Here is a 16,668-nt window from a genome sequence, read left to right as displayed (position 1 = left end):
CGGGTCGGTGCGATGAAGCCATCCTCGCGCAGCCGCGCGGAGGATGGCAGGGGGCGCGACATTTTCAGCGGGCGCGCGCTGGTGCGGGAAGGTCCCACGCCGCGTGCAGTCGTTCCAGTTCGTTATCGGGCAATAACGCGAACACCGGCTTGCGGCGCGGGTCCAGCCAGGCCAGCAGCTCGCGCATCGCCGGTTCCGGCATCGCGGTGCAGCCGGCGGTCGGCTCGCCCGGCGCGCGCCACAGGTGCGCGAAGATGCAGCTGCCCGCTGCGCTGCGGTTGCCCGGATTGTGTTCGATCACGAAACCCAGCTTGTAGCGGACGTCGCCATTCGCGTGCAGGTCGCGGCGCATCGGTTCTGTCGAACCTTCGACGGCGGCATCGCCCACCGTTTTCGCATCGACGATGCGGTTGTAGAGCGGGGACGCCGGCACGTCGATGCACCAGTCCGATGCGCTCATGCCCTGGTAAGGCCATCCGGTCGCCGCGATGTCCGCATAGCCGAACGCGGTGCCGATGCGGAACACGCCGGCGGGCGCGCGGCCGTCGCCTTCCTGCTTCTGCAGACCGTCCGGTTGCGCCGGATGGAGCCCGATACCCCAAGCCGAGCCGCTGCGGCCGACGGTGATCGGCGTCGGCGAGCCCGCTTCGCGCCACGCACTCCCCTCGCGCTCATAGCGGCGCAGCGTGCCGGTCGTGGCGTTCCAGTCGGAGGTCGTAACCAGGACGAGCTGGCGCGCGTCGTTCCACGGCGTCTTCGCGGCGGATTTCGACGCGACGCCCGTGCAACCGGCGAGCGTCACGATCGATGCAACGATGAGCCCGTGGACGAGGGCAACGAATGGACGCATGGAAACCCCGGGTCAGTGGTCGAGCAGGTCCTGCATGCGCTCGAAGTTGAAGTCGAGCTGCAGCCGGCGTTCCTCGCTGGCGTCGCACAACAGGATGAAGATCAGGTCGAGCAGGTGCTGCAGCGCCGACTGGTACAGCAGCGGCTCGATGTGCCGGCGTTCGTCGTGCGCGGACACGAGCAGCGCCGCATCGGCATGCGCACGCAGCGGATTCGGCGTGTGGCGCGTGACGGTGACCACGCGGCCGACGCGCTCCCGGAAGAGGTGGCTGATCTGGCACAGGGTCGGCTGGCGGCCGTGCTCGGAAAACACCATCAGCACGTCGCCCGGCGCCGCGCTGGAAACGCCGGCCTGCATCAGGATCGCGTCGACGTAGTGGACGGTCAGGATGCCGAGCATCGACAGCCGCGTGGCGAATGCGCGCGCCGGGATGCCGTCCTCGCCCAGCCCGATGATGAACACCTTCCCGGCTTGCGCGATGGCGTGCGCGATGGCGTCGATGTTCTCGGGCGGATTGATCAGGCGCGTTTCGGCTTCGGCCAGCGCCTTCAGGTGCCAGAGGTCCTCGGCGAGCGCGGCGTGCGGATCGTCGGTGCGCGCCTCGCGTCCGTTGCCGCCATCGTCCGCGCCGTCGCCGCGTGCGATGGCCTGGCCGATGGAGTACTTCAGGTCCGGATAGCCCTTGTAGCCGAGCTTCTGGCTGAACTTCACCACGCTCGACTGGCTGATTCCCAATGCGTTCGCCAGCTGCTGCGAGGAGTAGTCGCGCAGCAGGTGGGCGTTTTCGAGCAGGAAGTCGCCGATGCGGCGCTCGATCGCCGACATCTGGTCGCGCTCGGCGCGGATCTTCAGCAACGGCGACATGCGGACTCCCGGTTCGTCGCGTCAGTCTGGCAGAAGTTCCAGCCCGCGGATCTCGCGGATGCCCAGTCCCGGCGCATCGGTCACGGAGATCTCCGACTCGTTGAAGAGTACGCCGCCGTCGACCGGATTGAACGCGGAGAGCGACGGGCCGTCCAGGTCCACCTTGGTGATCGCGTTGGACTTCGCGACGGCCAGGTGCACGGCCGCGGCGACGCTGATGCTGCTTTCGAGCATGCAGCCGATCATGCATTCCACCTCGTACAGCGCGGCGATGTCGGCGATGCGGATCGCGTTGGACAACCCGCCGGTCTTCATCAGCTTGATGTTGATGATGTCGGCCGCGCGCATGCGGATCAGGTCGATCACTTCCTTCGGCCCGAACACGCTTTCGTCGGCCATGATCGGCGTGTGCACGCGCTCGGTGACGTACTTCATGCCGTCCAGGTCCTGCGCCTTCACCGGCTGTTCGACCAGTTCGAGGCGCACCCCGGCGTCTTCCAGCATGTTGATCGCATGCACCGCCTGTTTCGCGGTCCAGCCCTGGTTGGCGTCCAGGCGAAGCAGGGCGCGGCCTTCGACGGCGGCGTAGATCGCCTTGACCCGTTCGATGTCGACGCCGATGTCCTTGCCGACCTTGATCTTCAGCGATTCGAAGCCGCGATCCACGGCGCTGAGCGAGTCGGCAACCATCTTCTCGATGTAATCCACGCTGATGGTGATGTCGGTGGTGATCACCGGATCGCCACCGCCGAGCATCTTGTACAGCGGCACGCCGTACAGCTGGCCGAAGAGGTCGTACACGGCGATTTCCACCGCGGCCTTTGCGCTGGTGTTCTTCTCCAGCGCGGTCTGGATGAGCTGCGTGATCCGGTTGAGGTTCGCGATGTCCTGGCCGATCAGGCGCGGCGCGATGAACTTGCTGATCGCTTCCACGATCGAGCCGTGCGTGTCGCCCGTGATCACCGCCGTCGCGGGCGCTTCGCCGTAACCGACGTGGCCGGTATCGGTGTGCACGCAGACGATGATGTCCTCGATCGCCTCGACCGTGCGCAGCGCGGTCTTGAACGGCGTCTTCAACGGGACGCGCAACATGCCGAACCGGATCTGCGTGATCTTCATTCTTGTCGTTCTGGGATGTGGGGAGGAGATGCGGCGAACGCTGGCGAACCGGCCTTACGGCCGGATGCGCTGGATGTTGGTGATGCGATCGACGAAGGTCTGCTTGCCGTTGAACAGTAGCGGCGTGAGCGGCGACACGGTGACGCCGTTGGTCTTGGCGCGAATGGTCTTGCCGTCGGGGCCGGCGAAACTCAGCCCGGTCGTGTCGTGGATGACGTACGGCTCGCCGTCCACATTGCCGATCACCATCATCACGTGGCCGGGGATGTAGACCAGGTCGCCGACCTGCATTTCGCGAACCACGGCCATGCGCCTGGCGCGGTTGTCCTTCTCGCTGAAGGCGATGCGGTTCAGCGCGGGGCTGACCGCCTGGTCGCTGGTGTTGCGCGGCAGCTGCACGCCCATGCTGCGGTAGATCTCGGACACGAAGCCGCTGCAATCGCGCGCGTTGTAACTGTGTCCCCAGCCATAGCGCTCGCCGAGGAACTTGAAACCCTGCTGGATGAGATTGCGCGGCGTCAGCGGCAGCGGCGCATCGGCCGTCGGCTCGCGACGCGGCAGCAGCGCGGGCGCGAAGCGCAGCGTGCCGTCTTCGTTGCGTACCGGTAGTTCGATCACGTGCGAGGTGTAGCCGTGCTGACCATTGACGGCCTTCTCGACGGGCCAGTCGGCGATGACCGGAACGCGCACGCCCATGTCGAGTTGCACGTCGGAAACGCCGGGCTCCTCGGGCGTGTACACGGTCGTCGCGCGCGCGCCGGTGACGATGCGGAACGGCGTGCGCTTGCCGTAGCCGAGCACGTCGCCGCGGCTACCTTCGGCAACGTGGCGCTTCTCGATCCACGCCGCGTAACGCGTGTTGACGACGAACAGCCATTGCCCGTCGCGGCTTTCGTGCACGATCGCGACCGGATCGCCCGGGAACAGCCCGCTTTCCTGGAAGCGGTCGATGTCGTGATCGTCGTTGGAACTGAACACCCGCGTGCGCGTGGGGAACGCACGAAGATCGGCGCGACGCACCACCAGGCCGAACCGCGTGGCCTGCGAGGCGGGCACCGCGTCGAGGTTGACGTTGGCCACGATCGCATCGAGATCGGCGGCGGCAACCGCCTGGCCGCGCTCGTCGTACAGCGCGCGCGTCGGGCGCTTGGAAAGTCCGTCGATCCACGCCGCGACGCGGGCGCGGTCCAGCGTCGCCTGCAATGCATCGAGATCGAACAGGCTGTCGTCCAGCTGCATCAGCTTTGCGTTCTGCGCCGCGATGGCCTGCGAATCGAGGATCACGCGATCGGGCTGTGACTGCCGGGCGACCCACCACGCCGGATCGAGCTGCGCCCGCTCGATGCCGACAACGCCCGTTTCGGGCGGAACAACCCACGTGCGTTCGTAGGCGCCGGCCGTGGCGAACAGGCCGAGCGAAAGCAGGCAGGCGAGGAAAGAGGTGCGCAGGCGCATGGAGCCGTATCCGTGGGAGAGGGAACGGACGTCCGGAAACGCGTCGTCGCGATGCGCGCAGGTTTCGCGCGGCGCTGGGTCCGCTTGCAGGCGGCCGAAGGCCCGGGCGTGCTCGATCATCGCGTCCCCCTCGTAGGCCGCCGCGAAAGGCGTCGGCGGGATGGGGAGAATAGATACTTCTTTCTTCCGGATAGTCAAGAATAAATTATTGACCGGGTACTCCAGCCATGTTACACAGCCATGAACGGCCCGATAACGGCCGCCTCGTGAGTGGCTTGCGTGGACGATCTCCGGTTACCGCTTCGATCGCCAATGCCCCGGACGCGCCGCCGGCACGTCCTGCTCGCCGCCGTCCTTGCCGTCGGCATGGTGGCCGGCGTCGGGGCCGCGAGCGTCGACGGGCCGCTGCCGGGCGTGATCGCCCAAATCGACGCGGGCAACTTCCGCGACGCGACGGCGCAGATCGATGCCGCACTCGCCCAGCCCGGTCTGGATGCGAACACGCGCCGCGAACTCGAATTCCAGCGCGAACGCATGCGGCGAATTCGCCTGGATTTCACGCTCTCCGCGGACCAGGCGCGCGCGAAGCTGCGCGAATCCATTCCCGATCTGCGCGAAGACGAGTTCCAGCGCTGGACGAAGGCCGACCTGCTCGAACACATGGTGATCGACGGGACGCCCTGGTACTTCAACCGTTCCGTCTCGAACCTGTTCCGCGTGAGCCCAGAGGCGATGGCGCGCCGTGCGACGCCGTTCCAGCGCAACGACGGCCCGATGGAGAACGCCAACGCGTATCACGACGCCGCCGTGGCGGAGGCCAAACGCTCCGGAAAGACCAGCGTCGCGCCGCGTCGCATCCACGTGACGCAATCGATCACCGTGAACGCCGACGCGGTACCGGCGGGCGAAACGGTGCGCGCATGGATCCCGTATCCGCGTGCGTTGCCGGGGCGGCAGGAGGACATCCGCTTCCTGTCGAGCGCGCCGGCGAAGCACCAGATCGCGCCGGAATCGACGATGCAGCGCACTGTCTATCTCGAAAAGCCCGCGGTGAAGGGGCAGCCGACGACGTTCTCGATCGACTACGAACTCACCATCTTCGGCGAGCACCACGTCATCGACCCGGACAAGGTCACGCCGCTGGGCGATCGTCCGGACCTCGCGCCATACCTTGCGCAGCGCCCACCGCATATCGTGTTCACCGACGAAATGCGCGCGTTCTCGAAGAAGGTCGTCGGCGACGAGACGAATCCGTACCGCATCGCGCGCAAGCTCTTCCAGGCCGTCGACGACATTCCCTGGGGCGGCGCACGCGAATATTCCACCATCACCAACATCAGCGACTACGCGCTGCGCGGCAACCATGCCGACTGCGGCCAGCAGACGCTGTTGCTGATGACGCTGCTGCGCCTGAACGGCATCCCGTCGCGCTGGCAGTCGGGCATGGTCTATTCCGATGGCAGCTACGACAACCTGCACGACTGGGGTGCGCTGTACCTGGCGCCGTACGGCTGGGTGCCGATGGACGTGACGACCGGTCAGTTCAAGGGCGCGCGCGATCCGGAAGTCGAATGGTTCTACCTCGGCGGCCTGGATGCGTACCGCATCGCCTTCAACGACGACATCAGCACGGATTTCGTGCCCGCCAAGCAGCACATGCGGTCGGAGACCGTGGATTCGCAACGCGGCGAAGTGGAGTGGGCAGGGGGCAACCTCTACTTCGACCAGTGGGATTACAGCTTTACCGCAAAGGTATTGCCCGCCGGCACGGCATCGCGTTAGCGACGTCGCGCATCACTTTCACCGTGGAGAGGGGACATGAAGAGCATGGGGTTTCGTAGGACCGCATTGTGCGTGGCGCTGGGCGTCTGCCTGACGTCGGCGCTGTCGTTGCACCAGGCGCATGCCGCCAATACCGACGGTTCGCTCGTCGGTCGCACCACGCCGAACGCCGAAGTGACGGTGCGCAATCCCGCGACCGGCTTCGTCCGCACGGTGCGCTCGGACGAGCAGGGCAACTACCGCTTCCCGTTCCTTCCGGTGGGCAACTACCAGGTCGAAGTCGTCGCGGACGGGCAGGCGCTTTCCGAGCCGGCGCAGACCACGATCAGCCTGGGCAATGCGACGACGCTGAACATCGCCGCCGGCGGATCGGCGACGGACCTTGCCGCCGTGCAGGTCGTCGGCTCGCGCGTGATTTCCCCCGTCGACGTGACCTCGACCGAGATCGCGACCAACATCAGCCGCGAGGAAGTGGCGCGCCTGCCCGTGCAGCGCGACATCATCGACGTGGCAACGCTGGCCCCGGGCGTGAACCGCGGTGAATTCGGCGGCATTTCCTTCGGCGGCTCGTCCGTCGCCGAGAACACCGTCTACATCAACGGCCTCAACGTCACCGACTTCTACAACCGCGTCGGCTTCTCGTCGCTGCCGTTCTCGTTCCTGGAAGAGTTCCAGATCAAGACCGGCGGTTACTCCGTCGAATACGGCCGCAGCACCGGTGGCGTGATCAACGCGGTGACGCGCCGCGGCACCAATGAGTTCCATGCCGGTGCCGACATCGTCATCGACGGCCTGTGGCAGGGCAATGGCAAGAACTATGCGCCGACGCTCTACACGCAGTGGGACGATTCGGACGAGAACAACTATTCGGTCTGGGGCTCGGGCGCGCTGATCAAGGATCGCCTGTTCTTCTTCGGCATCTACGAGAAGCGCGACCTGGACTCGCAGAACACCGACGATGGCGGCGGAAACTTCTTCGAGAACCAGGGCGACAACGACTTCTGGGGTGCGAAGGTCGACTGGCAGATCAACGACGCCAACCTGCTGGAGGTCTTCGGCTTCTCCGACAAGAACGACACCACGCAGGACGTGTTCGGCTTCGACCCGGACACCGGGACGCGCGCGGAATTCCGCAACCGGATCATCAACAAGACCGGCGGCGACAACTGGGCGGCCACCTACACGGGTTACTTCACCGACACTTTCTCGATGAAGGCCATGTACGGCGAGAACGAGCGTACGGCGTCGGCCATTGGCGTCAATGACGACCGTTGCAGCCTGGTGCAGGACCAGCGCGTGAACACCTCGTTCATCGGCTGCACCAGCAACACCGCGGTGATCGATCGCACCGATACGCGCGAGGCAATGCGACTGGACTTCGAGTGGAGCCTGGGCGACCACCTGCTGCGTTTCGGCGCCGACCACGAGAACAACACGTCCGAATACAGCAGCCGCTACCCGGGCGATGGCCTGCGTTACGAAGTGAACAATGCCGGCGCGCGCGTCAACGGCGTCACGGTACCGGCCGGCACCGTATACGTGCGCACGCGACAGGTCGCCAACCAGGGCACCTTCGAAACCGAGAACGAGGCGTACTACATCGAGGACAACTGGAACGTCACGCCGAACATCCTGCTGAACCTCGGCATGCGCCTGGAGAGCTTCGACAACAAGGACGCGGCGGGCAACAGCTACATCAAGCTCAACGACATGATCGCCCCGCGTTTCGGCTTCTCGTGGGATCTCAACGGCGACGGTCGCTCGAAGGTGTTCGGTAACGCCGGTCGTTACTTCCTGCCGGTCGCGAACGTCATCAACATCAAGCAGGCCGGCCCGTTCCTCGATGCGCGCCGCTTCTATTTCTGGGACGGCACCTTCGCCGACGGCGACAACCCGATTCCGGGCCTTGGCGCGGAGATCGGCACTGTCGACGACTCGCAGGGCGACGGCAGCGTCGCCGACTTCCGCGGTGAGGTCGACAAGGACATGGACCCGGTCTACCAGGACGAGTTCATCCTCGGCTTCCAGCAGATGCTGGGCGAGAAGTGGTCGTGGGGCGTCAGCGGCACGTACCGCAAGATGCGCAACGCCATCGACGACATGGAAGTGGTCAACAGCTGCGGCGACAGCGGCTTCGTCATGGCCAACCCCGGCAAGAACCTGACCTACTACACCGATACCGATTGCGATGGAGAAAGCGACGGCTTCGTCACCATCGACACGGGCACGACGGGTTGGGAGCTGCGCGACGGCACGATGATCGGCTGGGAAAACCCGAAGCGCACGTATCGCGCCATCGAACTCCAGCTGGATCGCGCGTGGGACGACAAGTGGGCCTTCAACGCCACCTACGTCTGGTCGGCCAGCAAGGGCAATTACGAAGGTCCGGTGAACTCGGATACCGACTTCTCCGATTCGGGTCGCACCGAAGCGTTCGATAACCCGTTCGTGGAAATCGGCGGCTACGGCTTCCTGCCCAACGACCACCGCCACCAGATCAAGCTGCGCGGCAACTACGCCATCACCGACAACTGGACCGTCGGCGCGACGCTGGATGCGCGCTCGGGCCGTCCGATGAGCGAATACGGCGCGGGCAATCCGTACGACGACAACGAGTTCCTCACGCATTACATCTGCGAAAGCGATCCGAGCCTGTGCTACACGGACGAAGGCCAGTGGCGCCTGTCGCGTCGCGGTGCATACGACACGCTGCCGTGGACGTACAACCTCGGCCTGAGCGTGGCGTACAACACCAACCTCGGCCCGGTGAAGCTCAATGCGAAGTTCGCCGTCTACAACGTCTTCAACCAGCAGACCGTCATCGAACGCAACGAGACGCTGCAGGAAGAGGAGGGCGTGGGCCTGATGAATCCGTTCTTCGGCAACCCGACCGCGTTCCAGGCGCCGCGCAACGCGCAGTTCATCCTTTCGCTGAGCTACTAAGCTCCCCCGAGCGGCGGGCGGCTTCGTGCCGTCCGCCGTCTTTTTGTCCGCATTCCACGAAGGTCGCCGCTTGTCGAACTTTCCACCGGCCGAACTGGACGCGATCGCGCGTCAAATCCAGACGCCTTACTACGCCTACTCGGTGCAGGCGATCCGCGCCCGCATCGCCAGCCTCCAGAACGCCTTCCGCGGCTTGGATGTACGCATCTGCTATGCGGTCAAGGCCAACTCGAACCTCGCCATCCTGCAGCTGATGGCGCTGCATGGCGTCGGTGCGGACATCGTCTCGCTGGGCGAGATGCAGCGCAGCCTCAAGGCCGGCATTCCGGCCGAACGGATCGTCTTTTCGGGTGTGGGCAAGATCGCCGAAGAGATCGATGCGGCGCTCGCGGCGGGCGTGTGGCGGTTCAACGTCGAATCCGCCGACGAACTGCAGCTGCTGCAACGCGTCGCGTGCTCGCGCGGCGTGTGCGCGCGTGCCGCTGTTCGCATCAATCCCGATGTCGATGCGCGCACGCACGCGAAGATCTCCACCGGCAAGGCCGAGAACAAGTTCGGCGTCTCGATCGACGAGGCGCGGCGCTGGTTCGCCGATGCGGCGTCGCTGGACCACGTGCAGCTCGACGGGCTGCACGCGCACATCGGTTCGCAGATTCTCGATCTGGAGCCCTTCCGCCTTGCACTGCAACGCGTGGAGGCCTTCCGGCGCGAACTCGTCGAAGCCGGACATGCGATCGCCAGCGTCGATATCGGCGGCGGTCTGGGCGTCGTCTATCGTCCCGGTATCGACACGCCCATCGAGATCGCCGATTACGCCGCGCTGGTGCGCGACACGTTTGCGGAGTTCAAGGGCACGCTCGCGCTGGAACCGGGCCGCTGGCTGGTCGCGGAAGCGGGCGTGCTGGTCACGCGCGCGATCCGCGTGAAGCACGGAACGGATCGCCAGTTCCTCGTCGTCGATGCGGCAATGAATGACCTGCTGCGTCCGTCGCTCTACGACGCATGGCACCAGATCGTGCCGCTGCACGGGCGCGACGAGCCAGACGTCGCCTACGACGTGGTCGGCCCCGTGTGCGAAACCGGCGACACCTTCGCGCAGGGCCGCGCGATGCCGCGCTGCGAAGCCGGCGACCTGTTGATGATCGGCGGAGCGGGCGCGTACGGTGCGTCCATGGGATCCACTTACAACTCCCGGCCGCTTCCCGCCGAAGTGCTGCTCGATGACGGCCGCTACGCCGTCATCCGGCGGCGCCAGACGATCGCGGAGATGATGGCGGGCGAACAATTTCCGCAGGCATGGCATGAAACCTGACCGTTTCGGCGCGATCGTCCTCACGTTGTGGCTGGCCTGCGCGCCGGCGGCGGGCGCCGCCGCTGAAGCCCCGGCGGATCGCAAGGCGCTCGACGCGATCTTCGACGAGGTATTTGCGCGCTACCGCTTGCCGGGGCTGGCGCTCGGCGTGGTCGAGGACGGCCGCGTGGTGTATTCGCGCACGGCAGGCGAACTCGTCGAGGGCGAGGGCGCGAAGATCGATTCGCGGACGCTGTTCAAGGTGGCGTCAAACACCAAGTCGATGACCACGGCGACGCTCGCGCGGCTGGTCGATGCCGGCAAGCTGCGCTGGGACGATCCGGTGACGAAGTGGATCCCGGACTTCCGCATGCACGATGCGTGGGTGGGACAGCAGATGCAGGTGCGCGACCTGCTGATCCACAACAGCGGCCTGCGCGCGGGCGCGGGCGATCTGATGCTGTGGCCTGAGCCGAACGCGTTCACGCGTGCCGACATCATCCACGGCCTGGGTTATCTCAAGCCGTATCGCAGTTTCCGTTCGGGTTACGACTACGACAACCTGATGTACATCGTCGCTGGCGAAGTCGCCGCCGCGGCGGGCGGTGCGCCGTATGAGGCGCTGGTGCGACGCGAAGTGTTCGAACCGCTGGGCATGTCGCGCTGCCAGGTCGGGCAGTGGAACCGTGTAGAGGTCGGCAATGTGGCACAGCCGCACCGCCGCGAGGGCGATCGCAACGTACCCGTGCGCAGCGATGGCGACATCGTGCCCACCACGACGATGGACCCCGCCGGCGGCGTGCGCTGCAGCCTCGATGACATGCTGCGATGGACCGCGAACTGGCTGAAGCCCCAACCGCGGAACGTCGCCTGGCTTTCGCAGGAACAACGCCAGGCGCTGTGGGCACCGCAGATGCCGATGCCGGTGAGCAAACGCATGCGCGAATGGGACCGCAGCCACTTCTCCGCCTACGGCTACGGTTGGCGTCTGGCCGATGTCGACGGCGTGTTCAAGGTCGCGCACACCGGAACGCTGATGGGCATGTACTCGGCGGTGACGATGTTGCCCGACAAGGGCGCGGGATTCGTCATCCTCATCAATGGCGAGGGCGATGAAGCCCGCACCGTGCTGACGCAGGTGCTCGTGAAGCGCTACACCGCAGGCGATCCGGCGCTGTCGGTCGCCCATTACGCGTCGCTGATCGACCGCGAGGACGCCGCGCGTCCGGCCACCGAGAAAGCGCCGGACACCACGCGTCGCCGACGCGCCACGGCAAAGGAACTGGCGCCGTCGCTCGGCGTGTATCGCGATCCGTGGTTCGGCGAGGCAACGCTTTGCCGCGATGGCGACAACGTGCGGTTTCGCGCGCGCAAATCGCCGCTGCTCGATGGCGTGGTGCAGCGCGTGGGCGATCGCTGGCTGATCGATTGGGACGATCCGAGCGTGGATGCCGAAGCCTGGCTCGATGTCGACGCGAGCGGCATGCGGCTGGCCAAGGTCGATCCGCAGGCGGATTTCAGTTACGACTACGAAGACCTTGCGTTCGAACGCGTCGGCGGTTGTCCGTGATGCACGGTGCCGTGCGGCTCGCGTTCGCCACGTTCGCGCTCGCGGCGGTCGGTTGTGCATCGTCGCCGCGGATGGACATCGCACCGGCGACGACGCCCGCCGAAGCCGGCCTCGTGGACGTGCGCACGCTCGTGCCGGACATCGACCTCGACATGCGCTATGCCGGAACCAACAACTTCACCGGCGCGGTCGTGGACGGCTACGGGGCGCCACGCTGCTACCTGCTGGAGCCGGCCGCGAAGGCGCTTCAGCGCGCCGAAACCGCGCTGCGTGCGCGGGGCTACCGGCTTCGCCTGTTCGACTGCTATCGGCCCGCACGCGCCGTGCGTTCGTTCGTTGCGTGGGCGGGCAATGCCGATGAGAGCACCAGGGCACGCTTCTATCCCGCGCTCGAGAAGCGCGACCTGCTCGGCGGCTACATCTCGCCGACGTCCGGCCACAGCCGCGGCGCCACGGTCGACCTGACGCTGTTGCGTTGCGAGGGATCCGCAGCCTGCGTGCCGCTCGACATGGGCACGCAATTCGACTTCTTCGATCCGCTCGCCAATACCGATTCGCCGCGCATCACGCCGGCGCAGCGCGCCAATCGCGAGCGCCTTCGCGACGCGATGCGGCTCGCGGGGCTGAAGAATTACCCGATGGAATGGTGGCACTTCACGCTCGATCCGGAGCCCGCGCCAAAGCGCTTCTTCGACGTTCCGATCGAGTGAGTCGCCCGCTTGAGGGCGCACGTCAATCCGTGGCTGCGTCGTCCATCGCCAGTGCACCGATCTTCTTCGCCATTTCGTAAGGCTCCGGATCGTCCCGGTTGGTCAGCACCACCACGGTGAGGTGGCGCTGCGGCCAGCGCACGATGACATTGCGGAACCCGATGGTTTCGCCCGAATGCCACAAGGTCTCGCCGGTGATGCGCCAGCCGAAGCCGTATTCGACCTGCGGATCGTCCGTCGGCGTCGCCGGCGTGAATGCCTCGCGCAGCGCGTTTGCCGGCAGCAGGCGCTCGTCGTAGAGCGCGGCGTCCCACTTCGCCAGGTCGTTGATCGACGAATAGATGCCGCCGTCGCCGAGCACCGCGCTCGTCGTGCTCTGGTCGGTGCGCGTCCAGGCGCCGTCATTGAAGCTGTAACCGAAGGCGCGGTGCGCGACATCGGAGATGCCGGCCTCGTAGGCAACCGTGTCGCTCATGCCGAGCGGCTGGAAGATGCGGTCGTGCAGGAAGCGTGCGTAGCGCTGGCCGGAAGTGCGTTCGACGATCAGCGCCAGCAGCGCGTAGCCGCTGTTGCTGTAGCGGTAGCCCGTGCCCGGCGCGAAGTAGGTGCGGTCCTGCGCCTGCAGCAGCGTGAGGACGTCGGCGTCGTGCACCTGCCGCGTGTCGGCAGGATCCATCACGTCTTCGTAGTCGATCAGCCCGGATGTATGCGTGAGCAGGTGGCGGATCGTGATGCCGTCCGCGGCGGCGGGCAGGCCGGGCAGGTAGCGCTTCACCGGATCGTCGAGCTTCAGCCGGCCGTCCTCGACCAGCAACAGCACGCAGGCCGCGGTGAACTGCTTGCTAACTGAGGCCAGGCGGTAGTTCGTCCGGGGCGCCGCCGCGATGCGTTTTTCCAGGTCCGCCATGCCGTAGGAGCGGCGCACGACCGGCTGGCCGTCGCGCACGACGAGCACGCTGGCACCCGGAACATCGCCCTGGTAATCGCGCATGAGCGCGTCGATGTCGTGCTGCATTCGCGTCCCTCCGCTCGCGCAACCGGCGAGGAGCAGGACGGCGCCCGTGAGCCAGTGATGGATGCGCATCGACCGATGGTAGCGGGCGTGGGGCGTGGTGTGCGAGGCTTCCATCACGAAGGAAGCGGCCGCGCGCCGCACACGGAAGGGATGCGGCCGTCGACGACGCCGCACATCACGGGGGATACGAATGAACGCAATGAAGGTATGCGCCGGCGCGCTGTTGCTGCTGGCGGGCGTCGGCGTGTGGAAGACCTACATCGCCAGCGGCCGCGTGGACCCGCAGGCATGGATCGCCGAACGTACCGGCGGCGCGGTCGCTGGCGGCGACAGCGCGCAGGGCTTCACGTCGATCCCGATGCCAGACGGCGTGCCGTCGCGCGGGGTGATCGTATTCGCGCCGGAACATTGCACGTCCGACGCCGCGCGCCGCACCGAGGCACTGGTCCGTCATCTGTCCAGCCAGCGCATTGCCTATGTCCGCACCGACCAGGCGAGCTACAACAGCCTGAGTTCGCAGGACGAAGCCAATCGCGTGATGGCCGTGATGAACGGCCCGGTGCCGATCGTGTACGTCAACGGCAAGGCGAAGGCGAACCCGACCCCGGCCGAGGTCGTGGCCGAGGTGCGCGGGAAGAAGGCGGGCTGAGGTTCCGCTGGCACGCAGCGCTGCCGGCGCCCCATAGCAAAACAGCGCGTAACGCCTGAGGCGTAACGCGCTGTCTGGCTGGATGAGTTGGTGGAGCGGAGGAGGATCGAACTCCCGACCTTCGCATTGCGAACGCGACGCTCTCCCAGCTGAGCTACCGCCCCACGAAGGGCAAATTCTAGCGGGCGAGGCGGCGGCACGCTAGCCCCCGGACGGACGAGGCATGCGGGGCGCCTGGGAGTTCGGAACATGCGCGGCCGGCGGGCGATTGATCGGGCTCAAGCGCGGCGGCGCGGAGCGGCGGGACAGTGCGGCTTTCCCATCGAGGAGTCGCCATGTCCATGCAGGAAGATTACGGGATTGCCGGGTCGCAGGACCCCCACGTCCGGGCCGCCGAAGAAGAGGCCCACGAACCCGATGCCGCGCCGGGTGCGCGCATGTCCCGGGCGCGATACGAACGCGAGAAGCGCGGGCTGCAGATCGAGCTGCTGAAGTGGCAGGCGTGGGTGAAGGAGTTCGGGCAGCGCGTGGTCATCCTGTTCGAAGGACGCGACGCGGCGGGCAAGGGCGGGGCGATCAAGCGCTTCATGGAACACCTGAACCCGCGCGGCGCGCGCGTGGTCGCGCTGGAAAAGCCCAGCGATACCGAGCGCTCGCAGTGGTACTTCCAGCGTTACGTGGAGCACCTGCCGGCCGCGGGCGAGATCGTCCTGTTCGACCGCTCCTGGTACAACCGCGCCGGCGTCGAGCGCGTGATGGGGTTCTGTTCGACCGACGAGTACCTGGAGTTCATCCACCAGTGCCCGAACTTCGAGCGCATGCTCGTGCGCAGCGGCGTGCGGTTGTTCAAGTTCTGGTTCTCGGTGAGCCGCGCCGAGCAGCATCGCCGTTTCGCGCAGCGCAAGCGCGATCCGCTCAAGCAGTGGAAACTTTCGCCGTGGACCTCGCCTCGCTCGACAAATGGGACGAATACACGCGCGCGAAGGAAGCGATGTTCGTGTCCACCGATACGCCCGACGCACCGTGGACGGTCATCCGGTCGGACGACAAGAAGCGTGCGCGCGTGAATGCCATGCGCGTCGTGCTGGGCGGCTTCGATTACGCGGCGAAGGATCGCGGCGCGATCGGCGAGCCGGATCCGTTCATCGTCGGACCGGCTTCGCGTGTGTACGAGGACGGTGAAGGCCTCTGGCGAGCGAGCGCTCGCGACGCTTCGCGCAACTGGCGGCGGTGTAGCGGTCAGGACGCCTGCAGCAGCGGTGCCAGCCTGGGCTCCAGCGCCCGGCGGCGCCAGCCGGCGAGGGCGTCGGGCCATTCGCCCTGGTCCATCAGCACTTCGAGCCAGCGGCGCGAGGCGAGCACGCCATCGGGCAGGCCGAGTTCGGCGCTGCGCGCGGCCACCGCGTCCTGCAGTTTGCGAAGGCGCTGCTTGTCGCGCTGTTCGGATTGCACGGCGTCGGGCGCGTCGTTTTCGTCCGGCAGCGGGGTGTTCAGCGCGGCCCAGATCGCATCGCTCAGGCGGCGCGGCGACTTCGGGACCGCATCCAGCGTGCGCTGCAGGCCGGCGTGGTCGATCGGCGGCGTGCGCGCGAGCGTGACGGCCAGTTCGTTGTCGAGGATCCAGCTGCGCGGGCGATCGTTGTCGCGCGCGTACACGTCGCGCCAGCGCAGCAGTCGCAGCAGGCGAAGTTGCGCGTCGCGATCGAGGAACTGCGCGCTGCGCATCGACGCGTGCGGCCAGCGTTCCGGCGCTTCGTTTTCGGCGTTCTGCACGATGCGCGCGGCGTCTTCGGCGAGCCATTCACGGCGATCGAGTTCGCCCAGCTTGCGGTCCAGCTGGTCGTGCATCTCGAACAGGTGGCGCACGTCGTCGGCCGCATATTCCAGCTGCGACGGCGAGAGCGGGCGGCGCAGCCAGTCCGAGCGCGTCTCGCCCTTCGGCAGGACGACGCCGGTGAGCTGTTCGACCAGCTTCTGGTAGCCGAGCCCGCCGCCGACGCCGGCCAGGGCCGCCGCGAGCTGCGTGTCGAACAGCGGCTTGGGCACGACGTTGCACGCATGCTTGAATGCGACCAGGTCCTCGCTCGGGCTGTGCATGACCTTGACGATGGATTCGTCGGCAAGGATCGGCGTCAATGCGTCGAGCATGCCCGGAACGAGCGGGTCGACCAGCAGGATGTCCGGCTCGCCCTGCGCATCGCCGATCGCGATCTGCACCAGCGCCAGCTGCGGCCAGTACGTGCGTTCGCGGATGAATTCGGTATCCAGGCCGATGCGCGCGGGCGGTGACGCGAAGCGGGCCCGCAACTGCGCGGGGTCGGTGATCCAGGCGACGGGCATGTCAGGAATGCGTGGCGAGTGGTCGGCGGTTGCCGGGGCGGGCGACAATAGCCTACTTTCGGGGCTCCCGGCATCGCGGG

The 16,668-nt window shown here is 66.7% G+C and carries 12 protein-coding genes, 1 tRNA gene and 1 pseudogene; 7 read left to right on the top strand and 7 right to left on the bottom strand.

The features are described 5' to 3' along the window. Nucleotides 1-64: 64 nt before the first annotated feature. The 4 genes from LA521A_RS12095 to LA521A_RS12080 are packed head-to-tail and all read right to left on the bottom strand — an operon-like array spanning nucleotide 65 to nucleotide 4,288. The gene (locus LA521A_RS12095) at nucleotides 65-850 is read right to left on the bottom strand and encodes a L,D-transpeptidase family protein (protein WP_281779151.1); all 786 of its coding nucleotides are present in this window, start codon (nucleotides 848-850) and stop codon (nucleotides 65-67) included. 12 nt (nucleotides 851-862) lie between these two features. Next, nucleotides 863-1,714, bottom strand: a complete 852-nt coding sequence (locus tag LA521A_RS12090; protein WP_281779150.1) for a MurR/RpiR family transcriptional regulator — start codon at nucleotides 1,712-1,714, stop codon at nucleotides 863-865. Between the two features lie 21 nt (nucleotides 1,715-1,735). Then, nucleotides 1,736-2,833 carry a dipeptide epimerase gene (locus LA521A_RS12085; protein ID WP_281779149.1) on the bottom strand — a complete coding sequence of 366 codons (1,098 nt, stop codon included), beginning with the start codon at nucleotides 2,831-2,833 and terminating at the stop codon, nucleotides 1,736-1,738. A 54-nt stretch (nucleotides 2,834-2,887) separates the two neighbouring features. Beyond that, on the bottom strand, nucleotides 2,888-4,288 hold the full coding sequence (locus LA521A_RS12080) for a C40 family peptidase (protein WP_281779148.1): 1,401 nt from the start codon (nucleotides 4,286-4,288) through the stop codon (nucleotides 2,888-2,890). A gap of 312 nt (nucleotides 4,289-4,600) precedes the next feature. Between LA521A_RS12080 and LA521A_RS12075 the strand changes: the two genes are divergently transcribed. From LA521A_RS12075 to LA521A_RS12055, 5 genes are all read left to right on the top strand, one after another. Beyond that, nucleotides 4,601-6,070 carry a transglutaminase-like domain-containing protein gene (locus tag LA521A_RS12075; RefSeq protein WP_425494512.1) on the top strand — a complete coding sequence of 490 codons (1,470 nt, stop codon included), beginning with the start codon at nucleotides 4,601-4,603 and terminating at the stop codon, nucleotides 6,068-6,070. Between the two features lie 36 nt (nucleotides 6,071-6,106). After that, complete coding sequence (locus LA521A_RS12070) at nucleotides 6,107-9,013, top strand: TonB-dependent receptor (protein ID WP_281779147.1); 2,907 nt, start codon at nucleotides 6,107-6,109, stop codon at nucleotides 9,011-9,013. Between the two features lie 70 nt (nucleotides 9,014-9,083). Beyond that, nucleotides 9,084-10,325, top strand: coding sequence for a diaminopimelate decarboxylase (gene lysA / locus LA521A_RS12065; RefSeq protein ID WP_281779146.1), 1,242 nt, complete (start codon nucleotides 9,084-9,086; stop codon nucleotides 10,323-10,325). Continuing rightward, nucleotides 10,315-11,874, top strand: a complete 1,560-nt coding sequence (locus tag LA521A_RS12060; RefSeq protein WP_281779145.1) for a serine hydrolase — start codon at nucleotides 10,315-10,317, stop codon at nucleotides 11,872-11,874. Before lysA ends, LA521A_RS12060 begins: the two co-directional genes overlap by 11 nt. After that, nucleotides 11,874-12,584 carry a M15 family metallopeptidase gene (locus LA521A_RS12055; protein ID WP_281779144.1) on the top strand — a complete coding sequence of 237 codons (711 nt, stop codon included), beginning with the start codon at nucleotides 11,874-11,876 and terminating at the stop codon, nucleotides 12,582-12,584. The genes LA521A_RS12060 and LA521A_RS12055 overlap by 1 nt, the downstream gene beginning before the upstream one ends. A gap of 22 nt (nucleotides 12,585-12,606) precedes the next feature. On the opposite strand, the gene LA521A_RS12050 is transcribed toward LA521A_RS12055, so the two are convergent. Then, nucleotides 12,607-13,668 (bottom strand): serine hydrolase domain-containing protein, encoded by a 1,062-nt coding sequence (locus LA521A_RS12050; RefSeq protein ID WP_425494511.1) that lies wholly within the window; start codon nucleotides 13,666-13,668, stop codon nucleotides 12,607-12,609. Between the two features lie 130 nt (nucleotides 13,669-13,798). On the opposite strand from LA521A_RS12050, the gene LA521A_RS12045 reads away from it, so the two are divergent. Continuing rightward, on the top strand, nucleotides 13,799-14,248 hold the full coding sequence (locus LA521A_RS12045) for a hypothetical protein (protein WP_281779142.1): 450 nt from the start codon (nucleotides 13,799-13,801) through the stop codon (nucleotides 14,246-14,248). An 88-nt stretch (nucleotides 14,249-14,336) separates the two neighbouring features. On the opposite strand, the gene LA521A_RS12040 is transcribed toward LA521A_RS12045, so the two are convergent. Continuing rightward, a tRNA-Ala gene (locus LA521A_RS12040) sits at nucleotides 14,337-14,412 on the bottom strand. Between the two features lie 171 nt (nucleotides 14,413-14,583). Here LA521A_RS12040 and ppk2 point away from each other — a divergent pair. Then, nucleotides 14,584-15,302 (top strand): annotated as a pseudogene (gene ppk2, locus LA521A_RS12035) (polyphosphate kinase 2); the annotation flags it as partial. A 185-nt stretch (nucleotides 15,303-15,487) separates the two neighbouring features. Here the strand turns inward: ppk2 and rnd are convergent. Beyond that, nucleotides 15,488-16,588, bottom strand: a complete 1,101-nt coding sequence (rnd, locus tag LA521A_RS12030; protein ID WP_281779140.1) for a ribonuclease D — start codon at nucleotides 16,586-16,588, stop codon at nucleotides 15,488-15,490. Between the last annotated feature and the right edge of the window lie 80 nt (nucleotides 16,589-16,668).

Origin of the sequence: Lysobacter auxotrophicus (genome assembly GCF_027924565.1) — a bacterium.
Lineage (GTDB): Bacteria > Pseudomonadota > Gammaproteobacteria > Xanthomonadales > Xanthomonadaceae > Lysobacter_J > Lysobacter_J auxotrophicus.
This window is presented reverse-complemented; position numbering and strand designations above follow the sequence as displayed.

Excerpts from the sequence above, each read along its gene's own strand:
- LA521A_RS12080 (WP_281779148.1), bottom strand. The coding sequence starts at position 4,288 with ATGCGCCTGCGCACCTCTTTCCTCGCCTGCCTGCTTTCGCTCGGCCTG.
- LA521A_RS12095 (WP_281779151.1), bottom strand. The coding sequence starts at position 850 with ATGCGTCCATTCGTTGCCCTCGTCCACGGGCTCATCGTTGCATCGATC.
- LA521A_RS12050 (WP_425494511.1), bottom strand. The coding sequence starts at position 13,668 with ATGCGCATCCATCACTGGCTCACGGGCGCCGTCCTGCTCCTCGCCGGT.
- rnd (WP_281779140.1), bottom strand. The coding sequence starts at position 16,588 with ATGCCCGTCGCCTGGATCACCGACCCCGCGCAGTTGCGGGCCCGCTTC.
- LA521A_RS12090 (WP_281779150.1), bottom strand. The coding sequence starts at position 1,714 with ATGTCGCCGTTGCTGAAGATCCGCGCCGAGCGCGACCAGATGTCGGCG.
- LA521A_RS12060 (WP_281779145.1), top strand. The coding sequence starts at position 10,315 with ATGAAACCTGACCGTTTCGGCGCGATCGTCCTCACGTTGTGGCTGGCC.
- LA521A_RS12075 (WP_425494512.1), top strand. The coding sequence starts at position 4,601 with ATGCCCCGGACGCGCCGCCGGCACGTCCTGCTCGCCGCCGTCCTTGCC.
- LA521A_RS12055 (WP_281779144.1), top strand. The coding sequence starts at position 11,874 with ATGCACGGTGCCGTGCGGCTCGCGTTCGCCACGTTCGCGCTCGCGGCG.
- LA521A_RS12085 (WP_281779149.1), bottom strand. The coding sequence starts at position 2,833 with ATGAAGATCACGCAGATCCGGTTCGGCATGTTGCGCGTCCCGTTGAAG.
- LA521A_RS12070 (WP_281779147.1), top strand. The coding sequence starts at position 6,107 with ATGAAGAGCATGGGGTTTCGTAGGACCGCATTGTGCGTGGCGCTGGGC.
- LA521A_RS12045 (WP_281779142.1), top strand. The coding sequence starts at position 13,799 with ATGAAGGTATGCGCCGGCGCGCTGTTGCTGCTGGCGGGCGTCGGCGTG.